This window comes from Bacillus hominis, from assembly GCF_030348325.1.
Classification (GTDB): domain Bacteria; phylum Bacillota; class Bacilli; order Bacillales; family Bacillaceae_G; genus Bacillus_A; species Bacillus_A hominis.
The window spans coordinates 4,785,238-4,805,153 of record NZ_JAUCFS010000005.1 but is presented as its reverse complement, the minus strand read 5'-3'; the positions used below and the strand labels follow the sequence as shown (position 1 = coordinate 4,805,153).

Annotated in this window: 18 protein-coding genes; all 18 read left to right on the top strand. The window is 35.2% G+C overall.

Annotated features, from left to right (window positions below):
- Positions 1-245: 245 nt before the first annotated feature.
- The 18 genes from QUF93_RS27620 to QUF93_RS27535 all read left to right on the top strand — a co-directional run bounded on the left by QUF93_RS27620 (position 246) and on the right by QUF93_RS27535 (position 19,912).
- A complete protein-coding gene (locus tag QUF93_RS27620) occupies positions 246-842 on the top strand; it encodes a sugar transferase (RefSeq protein ID WP_070146104.1) in 597 nt (198 codons plus the stop codon).
- A gap of 13 nt (positions 843-855) precedes the next feature.
- Positions 856-1,488: an acetyltransferase gene (locus tag QUF93_RS27615; RefSeq protein WP_289375922.1), complete on the top strand. Its 633-nt coding sequence runs from the start codon at positions 856-858 to the stop codon at positions 1,486-1,488.
- Between the two features lie 13 nt (positions 1,489-1,501).
- The gene (locus QUF93_RS27610; protein ID WP_098417194.1) at positions 1,502-2,671 is read left to right on the top strand and encodes a DegT/DnrJ/EryC1/StrS family aminotransferase; all 1,170 of its coding nucleotides are present in this window, start codon (positions 1,502-1,504) and stop codon (positions 2,669-2,671) included.
- A gap of 1,028 nt (positions 2,672-3,699) precedes the next feature.
- Positions 3,700-5,637 carry an asparagine synthase-related protein gene (locus QUF93_RS27605; RefSeq protein ID WP_071734712.1) on the top strand — a complete coding sequence of 646 codons (1,938 nt, stop codon included), beginning with the start codon at positions 3,700-3,702 and terminating at the stop codon, positions 5,635-5,637.
- 14 nt (positions 5,638-5,651) lie between these two features.
- A complete protein-coding gene (locus QUF93_RS27600) occupies positions 5,652-5,783 on the top strand; it encodes a paeninodin family lasso peptide (protein ID WP_000808480.1) in 132 nt (43 codons plus the stop codon).
- A 107-nt stretch (positions 5,784-5,890) separates the two neighbouring features.
- A complete protein-coding gene (locus tag QUF93_RS27595; RefSeq protein WP_000582033.1) occupies positions 5,891-6,820 on the top strand; it encodes a hypothetical protein in 930 nt (309 codons plus the stop codon).
- Positions 6,820-7,119, top strand: coding sequence for a lasso peptide biosynthesis PqqD family chaperone (locus QUF93_RS27590; RefSeq protein WP_000095761.1), 300 nt, complete (start codon positions 6,820-6,822; stop codon positions 7,117-7,119). Before QUF93_RS27595 ends, QUF93_RS27590 begins: the two co-directional genes overlap by 1 nt.
- Positions 7,120-7,164: 45 nt before the next feature.
- Positions 7,165-7,617: a lasso peptide biosynthesis B2 protein gene (locus QUF93_RS27585; RefSeq protein ID WP_098888472.1), complete on the top strand. Its 453-nt coding sequence runs from the start codon at positions 7,165-7,167 to the stop codon at positions 7,615-7,617.
- A gap of 22 nt (positions 7,618-7,639) precedes the next feature.
- Positions 7,640-8,827: a nucleotidyltransferase domain-containing protein gene (locus QUF93_RS27580; RefSeq protein WP_289375921.1), complete on the top strand. Its 1,188-nt coding sequence runs from the start codon at positions 7,640-7,642 to the stop codon at positions 8,825-8,827.
- Between the two features lie 2 nt (positions 8,828-8,829).
- On the top strand, positions 8,830-10,632 hold the full coding sequence (locus QUF93_RS27575) for an ABC transporter ATP-binding protein (protein WP_289375920.1): 1,803 nt from the start codon (positions 8,830-8,832) through the stop codon (positions 10,630-10,632).
- Between the two features lie 1,195 nt (positions 10,633-11,827).
- Positions 11,828-12,262: a 3-hydroxyacyl-ACP dehydratase FabZ gene (fabZ, locus tag QUF93_RS27570; protein WP_002184592.1), complete on the top strand. Its 435-nt coding sequence runs from the start codon at positions 11,828-11,830 to the stop codon at positions 12,260-12,262.
- A 602-nt stretch (positions 12,263-12,864) separates the two neighbouring features.
- Positions 12,865-13,602 (top strand): YveK family protein, encoded by a 738-nt coding sequence (locus QUF93_RS27565; protein ID WP_002184593.1) that lies wholly within the window; start codon positions 12,865-12,867, stop codon positions 13,600-13,602.
- Positions 13,592-14,281 carry a CpsD/CapB family tyrosine-protein kinase gene (locus QUF93_RS27560; protein WP_289375919.1) on the top strand — a complete coding sequence of 230 codons (690 nt, stop codon included), beginning with the start codon at positions 13,592-13,594 and terminating at the stop codon, positions 14,279-14,281. The genes QUF93_RS27565 and QUF93_RS27560 overlap by 11 nt, the downstream gene beginning before the upstream one ends.
- Positions 14,282-14,364: 83 nt before the next feature.
- A complete protein-coding gene (locus QUF93_RS27555; RefSeq protein ID WP_289375918.1) occupies positions 14,365-15,132 on the top strand; it encodes a tyrosine-protein phosphatase in 768 nt (255 codons plus the stop codon).
- Positions 15,133-15,375: 243 nt separating this feature from the next.
- Complete coding sequence (gene galU, locus QUF93_RS27550; RefSeq protein WP_289375917.1) at positions 15,376-16,257, top strand: UTP--glucose-1-phosphate uridylyltransferase GalU; 882 nt, start codon at positions 15,376-15,378, stop codon at positions 16,255-16,257.
- Between the two features lie 60 nt (positions 16,258-16,317).
- Complete coding sequence (locus QUF93_RS27545; protein WP_002184598.1) at positions 16,318-18,129, top strand: polysaccharide biosynthesis protein; 1,812 nt, start codon at positions 16,318-16,320, stop codon at positions 18,127-18,129.
- Positions 18,130-18,152: 23 nt separating this feature from the next.
- A complete protein-coding gene (locus QUF93_RS27540) occupies positions 18,153-19,268 on the top strand; it encodes a DegT/DnrJ/EryC1/StrS family aminotransferase (protein WP_289375916.1) in 1,116 nt (371 codons plus the stop codon).
- Positions 19,268-19,912, top strand: a complete 645-nt coding sequence (locus QUF93_RS27535) for a sugar transferase (RefSeq protein ID WP_289375914.1) — start codon at positions 19,268-19,270, stop codon at positions 19,910-19,912. Before QUF93_RS27540 ends, QUF93_RS27535 begins: the two co-directional genes overlap by 1 nt.
- The last annotated feature ends 4 nt before the right edge of the window (positions 19,913-19,916 follow it).

The following is a 19,916-nucleotide window of genomic DNA, read 5'->3' as shown; positions in this document are numbered from 1 at the left end:
TAAATAAAAGGAAAGTATTAAGAATCTTTTAGAAATGAAACACCACTATGCTCTGTTGAATATGGTGGTGTTCTTATTACTGAGTATTTTAATTAAGTATTTTGCATGACATGTCCTTAAATAAAAAAGTAAATCAATTCGTTATTTTTCAACTATGAATGGGGCTGCTTTTTATGAAGATAGAAGTTTTAGGCAGTTATGGAGTAGAGGTTAATACATAAACCAAATTAGGAGTATGATTATATATGAAAAGACTTTTCGATTTGTTCGTTTCTTTGTCATTATTGGTGTTTCTTTTACCTCTTATTATAATAGTGGCTGTTTTAGTTAGAATTAAGTTGGGTTCCCCTATCATATTTAAGCAGCAACGCCCGGGATTGCATGGTGTCCCTTTTTTTCTTTATAAGTTTAGAACTATGACTGACGAGAAGGATAGTGAGGGGAATGCGTTGCCCGATGATGTAAGGTTTACCCGTTTCGGAGGGTTTCTGAGAAAATATAGTTTAGATGAATTGCCACAGTTGTTTAATGTTATAAAAGGGGACTTAAGTTTGGTAGGTCCAAGACCATTATTGATGGAGTATTTGGAACTATACACAGAAGAGCAGGCCAAGCGGCATAATGTCAGACCAGGGATTACGGGATGGGCCCAAGTAAATGGCAGAAACGCGATTTCTTGGGAGGAAAAATTTGATTTTGATGTATGGTATGCAAAAAAACGGACTTTTTGGCTTGATATGAAAATTTTGTTGTTAACGGTAAAGAAAGTATTTAAGTCAGAAGGAATCAATCAGGTTGGGCATGTAACTGTGGAAAAATTTAATGGTACAAAGAATTCTTGAGGAGGTGAGATGGATGCGAATAATTATGATTGGGGCAGGTGGTCATAGTAAAGTAATCCGAGATATTATCCTATCGTATGGAAATTATGAAATCATTGCGCAATTAGATGATGTGTATAAAGAGTTAAAAATTGAGGATGGTGTCTATTTTGGACCTATTTCTGCAGCTGTAAAGTTAATGGATGAGCATGTAGATACAAAGTTCGTGATAGCTATAGGGAATAACAGAACAAGAAAGATAATTATGGAGCAGTTAGAGATTCCCAGTCATCGCTATGCGACGCTTATACATAAACAATCTATTGTTAGTTTAAGTACAAAGATTGGAACTGGTACGGTTATTATGCCAGGTGCAATTGTTAATGCAGATGTTGAAATTGGGAATCACGTTATTGTCAATTCAGGCGCTATTATTGAACATGATAATAAGATAAATGATTTTGCACATATTTCCCCAAATGCAGTGCTTACAGGATCCGTTACTGTAGGAATAGGAGTACATATAGGAGCAGGAGTTAATGTGATTCCAAATATTACAATTGGCGATTGGTCCGTTATCGGTGCCGGAGCAACAGTGATCCGTGACATTGTAGCGAATTGTAAGGCAGTTGGTATTCCAGCTAGAGTAATAAACAAAGAATTATAGGAGAGTGTTTAAAGTGGTATACTCACAGGAAAAAACAAGAATCTATCTCTCCGCTCCACATATGAGCGGTAATGAACAAAAATATATAGGGGAAGCATTTGATATGAATTGGATTGCTCCACTTGGTCCAAATGTAGATGCGTTTGAAAGTGAACTTTCATCCCATGTTGGAGTTCTTGATGCGGCTGCAGTTAGTTCAGGAACCTCTGCTATCCATTTGGCACTTCGCTTACTGGATGTAAATGATGGAGATACGGTGTTTTGTTCAAGTCTTACTTTTATAGCGAGCGCAAATCCAATTTTATATTTAGGGGCTAAACCAGTATTTATTGATTCTGAGCTTGAAACGTGGAATATGTCGCCACAAGCTTTAGAACGTGCATTACGTGATGCAAATGAGAAAGGAATACTTCCGAAAGCTGTCATTGTTGTAAATTTATATGGACAAAGCGCTAAAATGGATGAAATTCTTTCGTTATGTAATGAATATGATGTCCCAGTGATAGAAGATGCGGCAGAATCGCTCGGTTCTTCCTATAAAGGTAAAGAAAGCGGGACATTCGGAAAATTTGGTATTTATTCGTTTAACGGCAATAAAATCATTACAACTTCAGGTGGAGGCATGCTTGTTTCAAATGATGTCGAGGCATTGAGAAAAGCAAGATTTTTAGCTACTCAAGCAAGAGATCCGGCTCCACACTACCAACATAGTGAGGTTGGATATAATTATCGTATGAGTAATATTTTAGCAGGTGTAGGTAGAGCACAGCTGCAGGTCTTACAAGAGAGAGTACATGCAAGAAGACGAATATTTGATAGATATTATCAAGAATTATCTCATATTTCAGGGATACAGTTTATGCCTGAGTTAGAGGATACTTATTCAAACCGATGGCTTACAGTTCTTACTGTAGATGAAGAAAAAACAGGAGTACCGATTCAGGCATTACTGAAACAACTGGAAAATGAAAACATTGAGGCGCGTCCTGTTTGGAAGCCTCTTCATATGCAACCTTTATTTGAAGATGTAATGTATTATCCGCATAGTGAGAGTGAGGATGTTTCTAGAAAATTATTTGCAACAGGCGTATGTCTTCCGTCTGGATCAGGTATGACAGAAAAAGATCAGACAAGAGTTATTACATGTATTAAGAATATATTGATGGTAAGTGCTGGCATGTAAAGATAAAAAATAGAAACAGCTTTAATTAAGAAGGGTGTTAATGAACTAGGAGGATTTAATATCTCATTCAGTGCTGTTTTTGTGAAATCTCATTTTACTGAAAAAAATTTTCTTTGAATGAAAGTCACGGCAATCCCTATAAAGAGTGAAATAGTAAGCGTACATAATCTTGTGGTAAATGCGAATGGTATTTTTTATTAGTGGTAAACGCATATTATATCATCCCCTTTGTGAAAATGGTATAAATATAAAAAGGTTATTCTCCGGTTTCGATTAAAGAAGCAGGAGAATAAAGTAATAGAGAACATAACAAGTGAAAAATCAACTTTAATTAGTGGGTTAATAATAAATTATATAAAATATCATAGCACAGAAATTTTAAAAATATAAAAAGATGAAAATTATCCTGTGTATTTGTAAGATATAACGTTTATCCTGCTATTTATGAGCATTAAGAGCACTACCTTAAGATTTTAGGGAAACTTAGAAGATAGATGGAATGTTCGTAAAAGCTCGATTGATGAGATTAATAGTCGGTAGGGATGTAAAGCCTCCTACCGATTAAAGTTGTACTGTATTATTTGTTCTTACAGTTACTAAAAAAGATACATAAATATTCACTTTCTTGAGTATATAGATACTTGACAATGTAATAGTGAAATGGTAATCTGAGTTTATATTCTTTATAAAGAATATAAACGTTTTATCGATATATTAAATTCAGTGATTTTTATTTATATAAAATTCAGATGGTAATATTTTGATTCGAATTAAGAAAATCACACCTTTGTTCTTTTTTGAGAAAATTAAAATGCAAGGGTTTACAATAGGATAGGTAGCCTGGAAGCTTGAATACTTCAACTGAAAAAGATTTAAGGCTATAAAATTGGGTTTTAAAATCTGTTATGCGTAAACGAGGTAGTTTGAGGAAAGGGTTTTCTAGTATATTAATAACATTTTTTTGATATATCTAGTAATTTACTTATCCATCGGGTTTTCCCTTAATTGTCTCGTAGTGGGAGGAAAAAATGAGTGCAATAACCGGAATTTATCATTTAAATGGAGAACCGATACCGCCTGAACATAGGATTGGAATCATGAAAGATTTATCTCGTTATCCAGGTGACAATACCGATATATGGCACAAGGAAAATGTTTTTTTTGGCTCCCATGCAAAATGGATAACATCTGAATCTATTAATGAACAATTACCCTACTATGATTATGAAACACAGTTGGTTATAACTGCTGATGCTATTATTGATAATCGCAATGAATTATTCGATAGATTGCAAGTAGACAAGGTACATAGAAGAGAGATGCCTGATAGTAAGTTGATTTTACTCGCTTATCAAAAGTGGGGAGAGCATGTACCAAAGTATCTAATTGGTGATTTTGCTTTTATGATTTGGGATGAGAGAAAGCAATTGCTCTTTGGTGCACGTGATTTTTCAGGAAGTCGGACTTTTTACTTTTACCGCAATCAAAATCAATTTGCTTTTTGTACTAGCATAAAACCGCTGTTTTCTTTACCGTACGTTGGGAAGGAATTGAATGAGCAATGGTTAGCTGAATATTTAGCGATACCTAATATGCTTGATACAATAGATGCATTTTCAACAGTGCATAAAAATATAGAGCAAGTCCCGCCTTCTCATACTATCTCCGTAGTTAAGGGAAGAGTTAGTATTGCGAAATACGACACGTTATTTGTAGAGGAGCAGTTGCAACTCAAATCAAATGAAGATTATGAAGAGGCGTTCAGGGACGTATTTGAAAGCGCAGTAACATCAAGGTTACGTACTCATCGTAATGTTGGTTCTCATTTAAGTGGGGGATTAGATTCAGGAGCTGTTGCTAGCTTTGCTGCGAGAGCCCTGCAAAAAGAGAACAAAAAATTATATACATTCAGCTCGGTACCTGCGGAAGGGTTTACTGATTGGACTCGTGGTCATACGATTGCTGATGAAAAGCCATTTATTCAAACTACAGTACAACATGTAGGGAATATTAAAGGGAATTATTTGAATTTTCCGGGAGAAAATTCTTTCTCAGAAATTGATGATTGGCTTGAGATTATGGAGATGCCATATAAATTTTTCGAAAATTCCGTCTGGGTGAAAGGAATTTATGAAAAAGCTCAACAACAAGGGATTGGGGTGCTCTTAAATGGAGCGAGAGGAAATTTCACAATCTCTTGGGGGCCAGCTTTAGATTATTATGCGATTTTACTTAAAAAGTTCAGCTGGTTGCAGCTTTATCGTGAAATTGATTTGTATGGTAAGAACGTTGGAGTTAAAAAATCGAGAATACTGAAAGTTGTAGGGGAGAAAGCATTTCCATCGATAAAAAACATGTTTTCCTCAGAACAGCAATACGAACTGCCAACGTTAGTTAGTCCAGAACTTGCCAAACGTACTGATGTATTTAGAAAGCTTGAAGAACATGGTGTGAAAGTAACAGGGGCCTCTATCCCAAATATATATGAAATAAGGCAGAAACATTTTGAACAGCTAAACTTGTGGAATACAACGGGTACAAGTGGAACCAAGCTCTCCTTGCGTTATGGTTTACAAGGGCATGATCCAACGAATGACTTACGGGTAATTCGATTCTGTTTATCGTTACCACTCGAACAATTTGTTCAAAATGGCTTAAATCGTGCACTTGTCCGGAGGTCCACAAAAGGATTTCTTCCTGACAAAGTAAGGTTAAATCAGCGTGTGCGGGGAATACAGGCAGCTGATGTGGTTCATCGCATGATTCCTTCATGGAAAATGTTTATCGAGGAACTTCAGCAGCTTAGTAAAGACCCAGTGGCCTCTAACTTTTTTAATATGGAGATTATTAAGAGCGCGATTTTGAAAATTCAAGGAGAACCACGAGTAGAATACGTGTTTGATCCAGATTTTAGAATTTTAATGCGTAGTCTTATTGTCTATCGATTTATCAAAAAATATATTTGAAAGGGGGTGAAATTATGAAACAAGAATGGCAATCACCAGTATTAGAAGTACTTGATATCAACATGACAATGGCTGGACCTGGAAAGAGACTTGTTGACCAAGTTTTTGAAGATGAGGATGAGCAAGGCGCTCTTCACCACAGCTAATGCACTAATATTTAAATGAGATTTATATGCTTTACAGCCCTTATATAGTTTAATTACGGTATAAGGGTTTTTTTTAATCAATTTTTCAACTATTTGGAGTGAGAAAGATGATACATACTGTAAAGAAAGAGATTTACAAAGCCTTCGGATTAGCCCTATTAAGTGAGATTCCCCTGCCGGAATTGCCTCAAGTAAGTAATTACGAAAATGAAGTAGACGTAAAAATAGAAACTGCAGATTTGTCCCAATTATGGGGAGAGTTATCTTCTCCGAAGTCAGTGTTTGTAGTTGAAGAAGAATTAATTATGTTTCAAATCCCCGAAACTGCTACGTTTTGTATTAAAAATGGAGAAAAAATCATTGTTTCACCTATGAAAGGGTCTGATCAAGATAAGATTCGGCTTTATATTCTTGGGACTTGTATGGGAGCATTGTTGATGCAGAGAAAAATACTCCCTCTGCATGGAAGTGTAATAGCCATCAATGGAAAGGCGTATGCTTTTGTAGGAAGATCAGGAGCTGGAAAATCAACTCTTGCATCAGCCCTTTTAAGCAAAGGCTATAAGCTTTTAAGTGATGATGTAATTGCTGTGTCTCTTTCTGAGGATAATACTCCTTTTGTTACACCATCTTACCCGCAACAAAAGTTATGGAAAGAGAGTCTTGATCAGTTTGGAATGGAGACAGCGCATTATCAGCCATTATTTGAAAGGGAAACTAAATATGCTGTCCCCGTTACAGCTAACTTTTTCGAGGAACCATTACCATTGGCAGGTGTATTCGAATTAGTGAAAGTAGAAAATGGGGATGTTGAACTTCAGCAGATTGAAGGACTGGAGAGACTACGCACATTGCTACGTCATACATATAGGAATTCATTAATCCCACGATTGGGGATGATGGAATGGCATTTTATGCATTCAACAAATATCGTCAACAAAATAGATATGTGTCAATTGAGACGTCCTATTTCAAAGTTTACGGCACATGATTTAGTATCCAAAATTCTAGAGTCTTTAAAAGAGGAGGAAAAATAATGAGTAGTAAACAAACAATTTCATTACACAGTTTTGTTGTACAAGGTCAGGAAAATGTAGTGAGCGATATGGATGGGGAGAAAGTGATGATGAGCATCCATAATGGGAAATACTATAACTTAGGAGGTATAGGTGGTGAAATTTGGAGTTTAATTAATGAATTAATATCTGTCAATCAAGTGATCGATATATTATTGTCTCGATATATGATTGAAGAGGCAGAATGTAAGGAACAAGTACTCTCTTTCTTAAATCATTTGTATGCAGAAGGGTTAATCTCGGTTGATGAAAAACTTTGATTTTTAATTGAACGTTCCAGATTTAATAGATTAGGAGTAGGATCGATGAATATCATAAATAAAGCCAAAGCTTTCTTGTCGTTCGATAGGGGAACAAAATTATTACTTATAGAAGCTTTCTTTTATTTAGGCTGGGCTCGTATTCTGAAAAGTATACCGTTTTCTAAAGCTGCTCCTATATTAGGAATTCATATGGCAGAAACGTCTTTAAGCTATGATGAATCGGAAAAGATTACGTTAAGGAAAATTTCTCAAGCAGTGCATATGATGAGCCGTTATACATTTTGGGAAAGCCAGTGTCTCGTTAAAGCTATCGCTGCAATGAAAATGTTGGAGAAGCGTCAAATTGAAAGTACCCTTTACTTAGGGACCGCGAAAGATGAGACGGGAAATATGATTGCCCATGCGTGGTTACGTAGCGGGCCCTTTTATATTACTGGCGTAGAAGAAATGAAGAGATTTACCGTTGTTGGTAAATTTGCAAAAAGGATAGGGTAAAAAAATCTTGAAGGAGAATGAGATGTATACCGGTTGTAATCTTGATTTGAGTCATTTACCTAAAGAACTAAAATTGTTACTTGAAATTATAAAGAAGGAAGATAAAGAGATACAAGAAATCCCGGGAGACTGGTTCATAAATATTGATTGGAACAAATTTTTGAAACTGGCGCTGCATCATCGCATGTACGCGTTCATTTACCCAAAAATGAAATCTATTGATAAACAGTTAGTTCCATCAAATGTTGTGCAAGTATTAAGTACATATTTTAAAAGGAATACATTCCATATGCTTCATTTAAGTGGAGAAATGGGAAAAGTAAGTAAATTATTTGCTGAAAACCAACTTCAACTTCTATTTTTGAAGGGCCCTATTCTTGGCGCAGACCTATATGGAGATGTTTCCCTTCGAACATCAGGGGATCTGGATGCCCTTGTTCCTATAGATGATCTTGGAAAAGTGAACGAATTACTTGTAAAGAATGGTTATGTCAAAGAGGATGATTTTCCGACGGTTATGAATGAATGGAAGTGGAGACGCCACCATACAACTTACATGCATCCGATAAGTAAGGTGAAATTGGAGATTCATTGGCGACTACACCCAGGACCGGGAAAGGAACCACACTTCGATGAGTTATGGGGGCGAAAGAGGACGAGTCCTGTCACAAATTATCCTGTCTATTTTTTAGGTAGAGAGGATTTGTTTATGTTTCTTGTGACTCATGGAACTAGGCATGGTTGGTCCAGGCTTCGATGGTTAACGGACATTGACCGTATGGTAAGGCAAGAAATAGATTGGGAAGAACTCACTGTTATGTTGGAAAGATATGGATGTAAACAACTGGTAGGTCAGGCGCTTATTTTATCTTCTGAGCTTTTAGATACTCTTATAGTAGCGGAAGAGGCAAAAGTATTAATGTCAGGGAGAAAGGTAACGCAATTAGCGCAGCTTGCTATATATTACTTGGAAAATATGATTAACTTGCATACAGATCCTGTCCCAGAAGAAGTTTCAAAATATCATGAGCGATATTTATATTTGTTAAAGACAAGCTCTCAAAAGCTACTGTTTCATCTTAGTTGGTTGTATCCTTATCCTCAGGATGTGGAAACTTTACCACTGCCAAAACAACTGCATGTTTTATATTTCCCTTTGCGGCCGGTTTTATGGATTTGGAGGGAAATGAGGTACCGTAAGGAGAAGTGAAAATGAGAAATATTTTATATTTTACAAAGCGGTTATACTCTTTTACTGGAAACATTCTCATTGTTAATCTCATGGGAATGGTATTGGTCAGTCTTGTAGAAGGAATCGGCATTTTATTATTAATTCCTATGATAAGTATTAGCGGTATTGCGAAGATGAATGAACAGACAAGTCCTCTTTCAGGGGTTCTTGGATTCCTAGGTGAGATTCCAACTACTTTAGGATTACCACTTGTATTAGGAATATATATTATATTGGTCGTGGGACAAGCGCTTTTGCAAAGGAATATAACAGTTCGTAATGCGAAAATCCAGATACGTTTTATTAATCATTTGAGATTGGAAACTTATCGTGGATTGTTGCAGGCCAACTGGAGTTTCTTTGTGAAAAAGAGAAAATCAGATCTTATCAATTCTTTGACAACGGAATTAGGGCGTGTTAGCGCAGGCACTAATTTATTTTTACAGTTGCTCACTTCTTTAATGTTTACATTTATACAGATTGGTTTCGCTTTTTGGTTAGCGGCAGATATAACAATTTTTGTACTATGTTGCGCTGTGGTACTTGCCTTTCTTTCACGAAGATTTATTAAAAAATCAAAAAGATTAGGTGGTCGAACCTCAGAGAATTCAAAAGCGTATCTTGCAGGTATAACTGATCATTTTAATGGAATTAAGGATATTAAGAGCAATACACTAGAACGATCTCGTTATATGTGGTTACGTAATTGGGTAGAAGATGTGGAACGTGAACAGTTTGCATATATTAAGGTGAGAAATAATTCTCAACTCTTTTATAAAATTGCATCAGCTGTTTTCATTGCTATTCTTATCTTTCTATCCGTTCAGCTGTTTCAGACGAAAACGGAGCAATTATTATTAATTATTCTTATATTTTCTCGTTTGTGGCCACGATTTGCAGGTATACAATCAAACATGGAACAAATTGCAGCGAATCTTCCCGCTTTTAAAGATTTGCTGCAATTACAGGAAGAGTGTAAGAAAAGTATAGAATTGCAAGATATAGAGCAGAATTATGATTGTATAAATCCTATGCAGATAGAACAATCTATTGAGTGTCAAAATATCTCTTTCCGCTACAATAAAGGAAATGCTGTGTACTCACTTAAAGATATTAATTTGCGTATTCCTGCAAATTGTATGACAGCTATCTCAGGGCGTTCCGGTGCTGGAAAGAGTACATTAATTGATATCATAATGGGACTTATGCAGCCGGAGAGCGGTCAGTTATTAATAGATAACAAACCGTTGATAAGTAAGGACCTATTATCATTGAGGAAATCTATTAGCTATGTTCCTCAAGATCCATTTCTATTCAATGCCAGTATAAGAGACAATTTGAGAATGGTTGAACCAAATGCAAGTGAGGAACAGCTTTGGGAAGCTTTGGAATTTTCTGCTTCCGCTGAGTTTGTTAGCAGGCTCTCGCAAGGGTTGGATACACTGATTGGCGATAGGGGAGTCAAACTTTCAGGGGGAGAACGACAACGTCTTGTTCTGGCTAGAGCGATACTTCGAAAGCCTTCTATTTTAGTGTTAGATGAGGCAACAAGTGCGTTAGATGCTGAAAATGAAGCGAAAATACAAGAAGCATTGGAAAGATTGAAAGGGAGCATGACAATTATTGTCATTGCACATAGACTATCTACTATACGTAAAGCTGACCAAGTAATTGTAATGGATCAAGGACAAATTATTCAACACGGTAGTTTCGCACAACTGGCAAAAGATGAAAGTGGTTTATTTAGTAGTCTACTTGGACAACAGGCTAAGGTAAACATTTAAATATGACTAGTCACAATTATTTTTTATAAATTTAAGGAATACACTGCCTTTATTTCTTTCGGGCCGGTAACACAATTTGATTATTTATGGTTCGGGGGATAATTGGTATTTGTGTACTGGTCTTTTTATGGAAATATGAGCTTAATTTAATTGTGTGACCAGTAAAAAAATTAGAAATACTTTTTGTGGATTATTAATATACCGTCTATATGCATGTATAAATATCCGTGTTATAATTTAACATGGAACCTGATTTTATTTATATCATATAACAAAAAGCAGCGAGACCCCTTGTCTTTAGGACTAGAGGTCTCGCTGCTTTTTGTATATAAAGGTTTATTAGTGTAGTTGTGATAATATATTTTGAAGCACCTTGTAGACATTTTTATGGTCAGTGATTAATGAGAGGTAGTGCCTAATGAATTGTTGGTATTTTGAATTGCTACTAATTTTATATAAGTAATTAAGAAGGGAAACGATTTGAGGAGATGAAAGAGAGATAGTGAAGAATATTATATAAGTATTTCTTTTTATTTCATTTGAGTTTATCTATTAAATACTCCGGAATGCCTTATTTAATAGATAAACAAGGAAAAGCAACAATTTCTTATTAGTTATAATTTATTCTTATGTATTGTTAAATAGATTTAAAAGAATTCATATGTAATATTGGATATTTCTGTAAAATATAAATGTGTCTTTTGTGATGATATTTTATAGGTTTTTTATTAAAGGCTAATCCACGAAGATTTATTTTTTTATAAAGCATAGTGTTCTGGATCACGAATCTTAATTTCTGGATATGCTATTTAAGATAATATAAGAAAAATGAAGAAATTTGTAGAAATTTGTAGAAAATTAAGGGGATAATGGTAAAAAGGAGTAAATATTAAATTTTTCTTTCTTATTTTTGTCCTTTATAATGAGCTATGAATACGACATACGAGGGAAATAATGTATATTTCCTCTCCCTAACTTTGATATACACCTTTTTCCAACCTCCGTGTTGATTGCTATTATTTTGTTATGCCGATTAGCGAAGGGAAAAGGGTGTATCTTTTTTGTATGAATAGTCCTTATAGATATTTTGGGTAGAAAGCATTTCTTGTTTTTCGTGACAAAAACAATGGAGGATGGGATAATAAGGACAGTGCGTTGGTGGTATGACCAATTTGGTATATAAGGAGAGAATGATATGCTAGATATTCAACAGATTAAAGAAATTATTCCACATCGTTATCCATTTCTACTAGTCGATCAAATTTTAGAAGTAGAAGAAGGAAAGCGTGCGGTTGGGATTAAAAATGTAACGGCAAATGAGGAATACTTTAATGGACACTTTCCAGATTATCCTGTGATGCCAGGTGTTCTAATTGTAGAAGCATTAGCGCAGGTGGGTGCTGTTGCGGTACTGAAGAAGGAAGAAAATCGCGGTCGCCTTGCATTCTTTGCTGGCATTGATAACTGCCGCTTCAAACGTCAAGTTCGCCCAGGTGATCAACTTCGCCTAGAAGTCGAAATGACACGTGTCCGTGGACCGATTGGAAAAGGAAAAGCAGTAGCAACTGTAAATGGTGAAATCGCTTGTGAAGCTGAAATCACATTTGCAATTGGTGATAAGAAAGAATAAAGATTTGTTAACATAACTTTACGTTGGAAGATGAATGAAGAGAGTATGGTCATTCATCTTTTTTATTGTTATTGAAGCGAATTATGAAGAAATGGACGAAAGGTAAGAGGATTTGTCGATAGGTAAGTTCTCTTACTTTTAAACAAACGTTTGATTAAAAAAATAGGGGACTTTCGAAAAAAAGTTTATCAACTAAAGTCTGGAAAAGATATCGAAAGATTAAGAAAAAAACAAAATAAAAACCAACAATGGTAATATTTGTTATAAACAGGATAGTATAAATGCACAGATCAATCAATGATATATTCACTAGTAATACTAATAATACCCATATATCGACAGTATATAGCAAATGAAAATCTATACATTAAAAACTGTGTCGAAATTCGTCAGATTCGGTAGTATAGTATTTGTCAATTTCTCCAACAATTTTCTCAACCATTCTTGCTATACTAATATAAGTTCTGTAATATATTAAATAGTTATCTATCACTAAACAACTTTAGGACTAGATAACAGATTTTTGTTGTCAGATTAAAATCCAACAATTTATTTTTTTTTTAGAAGTTTTTATGACAAATTATTGAAAGCTGGAGGAAGGCATGGAAGAAACAATAAGTTTGAAAGAGTTATTTGCTATTTTAAGGAAACGATTAGTTATGATCCTTGTAATTACGATTGGTGCAGCCCTTGTAAGTGCGATCGTAAGTTTCTACTTTATAACGCCGATTTATCAGACTTCGACGCAAATTCTTGTTAATCAAAAGAAGCAAGAAGGTGTTTTTCAACCTGGTGAAGTACAAACAAGTCTTCAATTAACAAATACATATAAAGTTATTGTGAAAAGCCCAGTTATTTTAGATCAAGTGAAAGAAAAGTTAAAGCTTAACATGTCAACTGGGGCTTTAAATAGCAAAATTAACGTCGCAAACGAGAAAGATTCACAAGTGATCGCTGTTACTGTACAAGATAAAGATGCAAAGCTAGCTCGTGATATCGCAAACACAACAGCGGAAGTATTCAAGAGTGAAATTGCAAAAATCATGAGTGTTGATAACGTAACAATCTTATCAAAAGCAGAAGTAACAGAAGGACAGTCACCAATTAAACCAAATAAGATGCTGAACGTAGCAATTGCATTTGTTGTTGGATTAATGGCTTCTGTTGGAATTGCATTCTTACTAGAGTACTTAGATAACACGATGAAAAAAGAAGAAGATATTGAAAAACAACTTGGTGTACCAGTTCTTGGCGTCGTTTCTCATATGGAGGAAGATGGCACAAAGAGCGGTAGTTTATCAGCAACGAAGAGAGTAGGGGGTCATACAATTGGTTCTTAAGAAAAAAATATTACGTGCTCGCCGTCAGCTGATTGCATATGAACAACCAAAATCATCTGTGTCAGAGCAATACCGAAATATACGAACAAATATTGAATTTGCATCTGTTGATAAGAAGATTCGTTCTCTTATCGTAACATCTGCGAATCAAAGTGAAGGAAAGACAACAACGGCTGCTAATATTGCAATTGTTTTCGCACAACAAGGTAAGAAAGTATTACTTATCGATGCAGACTTACGTAAACCAGCATTACATCAAATGATGCAAGTGGATAATATATTTGGCTTAACAAGTGTATTAACACGTAGTAATACACTAGAAACATGTGTGACACAAACGAAAATCGGTAATTTAACATTTTTACCATGTGGTCCAATCCCACCAAATCCAGCGGAATTACTGGGTGCAAGCTCGATGAAAGATTTACTTTCAGAAGCTTTTGGCACGTATGACCTTGTCATTTTTGACACATCACCAATCTTACCAGTTACAGATGCACAAATTATGGCAAATCAATGTGATGCTTCTGTACTTGTTATTCGAAGTGGTGTAACAGAAAAAGAGGCGGCACTTAAAGCAAAACAATCATTAGATAGCGCAAAAGGTACATTACTTGGCGTTATCTTAAACGATAAAGAACAAAAGGGATCCGAATATTACTATTACGGTTCTAACTAAATGCAAAAGAAGGAAAGGTGAACATTCATCTTTTCTTCTTATATTCAGTATGTGAAGAATATGTGGAGAGAGGATGAAATAGAATGATTGATTTACATTGTCATATCTTGCCTAATGTCGATGATGGAGCACAATCAATCGAAGACAGCATTGCAATGGCAAAGGCAGCATGCGAAGAAGGAATTCATACAATCGTTGCTACTCCTCATCACCAAAATGGGGTTTATATGAATCTAGCAGAAAGCATTCTTCATCAGGTAAAGCAGTTAAATGAAAGATTAAAAGAAGAGGATATCAATTTAACCATTTTACCTGGTCAAGAAATCAGGTTGTACGGAGAGTTATTAGAAGACTATGATTCGGGGCGTATTGTTACATTGAATCGTACGGATAAATATATATTAATTGAATTTCCAACAAACCATGTCCCGCGCTATGCAGAAAAAATGTTATATAAATTACGTGTGAGAGGGATCACGCCGGTTATTGTTCATCCAGAACGGAATATGGAAATTATTGAACGCCCCGATGTGTTGTATAAGCTCGTCAATCAAGGGGCACTAACACAAATTACCGCAGGAAGCGTCACAGGAAAGTTCGGAAAGAAAATCAAGAAGTTTTCATTGCAACTTATTGAGCATCATTTAACACATGTCATATCATCAGATGCTCATAACACAACAACGCGCTCCTTTCACTTGCAAGCTGCGTATGAAACAGTAGAGAAAACATTTGGGAGTTCTACATTGTACGACTTCAAGGAAAATACATATGAACTAATAAGTGGAAAAATGATTTATCGAGAAGAGCCCGAGAAAATAAGGCAAAGAAAAATATTCGGTCTCTTTTAAAGAGAAAACCACTTGGTGATGCCTCCTAACCGTTATCAATGGGGGCACTCGGTCGTGCTGTGGGTAGAGTAAATTTCTACCTTAGACGCATTTGTTGTCAAAAGCATGGTGTGAGGCTGGGTTAGATGCCCATAATTTATTTATGATAGAAACTCTACCTATGGAGTTATAAATATGACTCTATAGGTAGGATTTTTTATTATTGCTATATATATATATATGTAAAAGTTTGGGGGTACTGATTTGAAAAAAGTAAGGAAGGCAATTATTCCAGCTGCTGGACTGGGAACAAGATTTTTACCAGTGACGAAAGCGATGCCGAAAGAAATGTTACCTATCGTTGATAAACCGACGATTCAGTACATTGTAGAAGAAGCAATTGAATCTGACATTGAAGATATTATTATTGTAACTGGAAAAGGAAAACGTGCAATTGAAGATCATTTTGATCATTCTTTTGAACTGGAACAAAACCTTTTAGAAAAAGGTAAATATGAAATGCTTGAAAAAGTACAAGCATCTTCAAAGATTAATATTCATTACATAAGACAAAAAGAACCAAAAGGATTAGGTCACGCAGTATGGTGTGCTCGTAAATTTATTGGGAATGAGCCATTTGCAGTATTACTTGGTGATGATATCGTACAAGCTGATACGCCATGTTTACGTCAGTTGATGAATGAGTACGAGGCAACACATTCGTCTGTAATTGGTGTGCAAACAGTACCGGAAAATGAAACGCATCGTTATGGAATTATTGATCCAATCACGCAAAATGGTCGTCAATATCAGGTGCGCCGATTTGTTGAAAAACCAGCACAGGGAACAGCACCATCTAATTTAGCAATTATGGGGCGTTACGTATTAACACCAGAAATCTTCATGTTCCTTGAAGACCAACAAACAGGTGCAGGTGGAGAAATTCAATTAACAGATGCGATTCAACGTTTAAATGAAATTCAACATGTGTTTGCATATGATTTTGAAGGTACTCGATATGATGTTGGGGAAAAATTCGGATTTATTAAAACAACGATTGAGATGGCACTTCAAAACGAAGAATTGAAATTAGACTTGATGAAGTATATAAAAGAACTTGTAAAAAAAGAAGAGGTACATTCATAAGAGAATGTCCTTTTTTATTATCAATAAGATGCGAATTATATAAAGAAGGGAACAGGTATATTGAGTTATCGAAAACGGCTCTCATTATTAATTTTATTAGATTCATTTATTGTATTAACCGCCGTATATTTAAGTTATTGGTTCATACATCCGAATGTATTAAACAAAATCCCTGCGACAGTAATTATTAGCTCTATTACATTATTGTGTAGTCATCATATTTTTGCGGCTATTTATAAGCTTTATAACAAGGCGTGGGAATATGCAAGTGTTGGAGAATTAATACAAATATTTAAAGCAATTACACTTTCTATTATTGTAACAGCAATTGTTCAACAAATTATAAATCATGATATTTATGTTCGAATTTTAGCAATCGCATGGATGTTACATTTATTATTAATTGGTGGTTCTCGCTTTGTATGGCGTATGTTTCGCGATACATATATTACGAAAGCTACAGATAAAAAACGAACATTGATTATCGGTGCTGGTTCAGCGGGAACTATGGTAGTAAGACAATTGCAACATAATAAAGAAGCGGATCTATATCCAATTGCGTTTGTTGATGATGATAGAAATAAACAAAAATTGGAGATTTATAATGTGCCGGTTGTTGGTACAACAAATCATATTCAAGAGATTGTGGAAGATAATGATATAGAGCATATCATTATTGCTATTCCATCTTTAAATAGAAATCAAATAAACGAAATTTTTGAGAAGTGTACAAAAACGAAAGCAAAAACGCAAATTGTACCAATGCTTGAAGATCTTTTAGATGGCAAAGTTTCTGTTAATGAATTTCGAGATGTACAAGTGGAAGATTTATTAGGTAGGGAGCCAATTCAATTAGATGACGCGGGCATCGGGGAAAAGATTGCAGGTAAAACGATTTTAGTAACGGGTGCGGGCGGATCAATTGGATCAGAAATTTGTCGTCAAGTGATGAAGTATAATCCTGCAAAAATTGTTCTTTTAGGACATGGTGAAAATAGCATTTATACTATTGAAATGGAAATGCGAGTTACTTATAAAGATGCAGTGGAAATTACGACAGAAATTGCTGATATTCAAGATCGACATAAAATCTTTGAAATAATGAACAAGCATCAACCATATATCGTATATCATGCAGCTGCACATAAGCATGTACCTTTAATGGAGCGTAATCCTGAAGAGGCTGTAAAAAATAATATTTTTGGTACGAAAAATGTAGCAGAAGCGGCTGATACATTTAAAGTAAATACGTTCGTAATGGTTTCTACAGATAAAGCGGTAAATCCGACGAATGTAATGGGAGCTACAAAACGATTTGCGGAAATGATTGTCCAACATATGGCATCCATTAGTACTGGTACACGTTTTGTTGCAGTTAGATTCGGTAATGTTCTTGGAAGTAGAGGAAGTGTAATCCCATTATTCAAGAAACAAATTCAAAAAGGTGGACCTGTAACAGTTACTCACCCTGATATGATTCGTTACTTTATGACAATACCAGAAGCTTCAAGATTAGTTATTCAGGCTGGAACGCTAGCTAGGGGTGGCGAATTGTTCGTACTAGATATGGGGGATCCAGTAAGGATTGTTGATTTAGCTAAAAATTTAATTACTCTTTCAGGGTATTCTATTGAAGAAATTGGAATTGAATTTACTGGATTAAGACCAGGCGAAAAAATGTATGAAGAGTTATTAAATGAAGGTGAAATTCATCCGGAGCAAATATTCCCTAAAATTCATATAGGAAAAGCTGTTCTAATGGATCAAGAGATTTTAAGACAGTTTATGAATGATTTTGAGGAAATTAGTAACGAGGAAATAAGAGAACGATTATTAGATATTGCAAATAATAAAATTAATCTTAAAAATTAATTTAGGGGAAGGAAGTTTTTTAAATGGGAGATAGAATATTTCTTTCATCACCACATATGAGTGATGAAGGTTATGAAATGCAGTATGTGAAGGAAGCATTTGATACAAATTGGATTGCACCACTTGGAGAAAATGTGAATGGATTTGAAAGAGAACTAGCAACGAAAGTTGGCTCTAAAGCAGCCGCAGCGCTATCTTCTGGGACAGCTGCAATTCATCTGGCTCTAAAAGCAGCTGGAGTAGGGGAGGAAGATGTTGTTTTTTGCCAAACACTTACATTCTCAGCTACTGCAAACCCTATTATCTATCAAAATGCTACTCCCGTTTTCATAGATAGTGATTATGAAACTTGGAATATGTGTCCTAAAGCATTAGAAGAGGCATTTGAAAAATATCCAAACGTAAAGGCAGTTATAGTAGTTCATCTTTATGGTCTATCTGCAGATATGGATAAGATTATTGAACTTTGTAAGAAACATAATGTTGCTTTAATTGAAGATGCTGCTGAATCTTTAGGAACTTACTATAAAGGTAAGCATACGGGAAGCTTTGGCGATTATGGTATTTTCTCTTTTAATGGAAATAAGATTATCACTACTTCTGGTGGTGGAATGCTCGTTTCTAATAATGAAGAACGAATTTCAAAAGTAAGATTTTGGGCTACTCAAAGTAGAGATCAAGCAAGACATTATCAACATAGTGAATTAGGCTTTAACTATCGTATGAGTAATGTAGTTGCCGGAATCGGTAGAGGGCAACTTAAAGTATTAGATCAAAGAGTTCAGAAGAAAAGATACATATTCGATTTTTATAAGAGAGAATTAGGAAATCTTGAAGGTATTGAATTTATGCCTAGCAATGAATGGAATGAGCCAAACTATTGGTTAAGTTCTATGACTTTGAACGGTAACATTCGACCGATTGATGTGATGGAAGCCCTTGAAAAGGAAAATATTGAATCTAGACCAGTTTGGAAGCCGATGCACATGCAGCCATTCTTTGAGAAATATGATTTTGTTGGTACAGATGTATCAGAGAAACTTTTTGAGAATGGTATATGTTTACCAAGCGATACGAAGATGACAGAAGCAGATTTAGAAAGAGTTGTGAAAATTATTAAAGGGTTGTGGATAGCGTAATGAGGAGTCCCAAAGTTGGCATCTATGGACGGTTTATAAAAAGGCCAATGGATTTTATACTGTCTTTAATTGCTATTATAATGCTTAGCCCAGTACTCCTTATAGTAGCTTTTCTCGTGAAAACTAAACTGGGTAGCCCAATATTATTTAAACAAGGGCGACCAGGATTGCATGGAACTGTTTTTAAGATGTATAAATTTAGAACCATGACAGATGAAAAGAATGAAAAAGGTGAGCCACTACCTGATAGTGTAAGGCTTACTAAGTTCGGCAAATTTTTACGTTCGACATCACTTGATGAACTACCAGGTCTTTTTAATATTTTTAAAGGTGATATGTCAATTATAGGACCTAGGCCTTTATTAGTTCAGTATTTACCACTATATAATGAACATCAAAAGCGACGCCATGAAGTTAGGCCTGGATTATCAGGGTTAGCGCAAGTTAATGGTCGAAATGCTATTAATTGGGAAGAAAAGTTTAATTATGATGTAGAGTATGTTGAGAATGTAAGTTTTATTACAGATTGGAAAATCATTCTTTTAACGATTAAGAAAGTCGTTATTAGAGAAGGGATTAATTCAGAAACTGCTGCTACAATGGAGCCATTTAAAGGGAATGGCAAAGGAAGTATAGGGTTATGAAAAC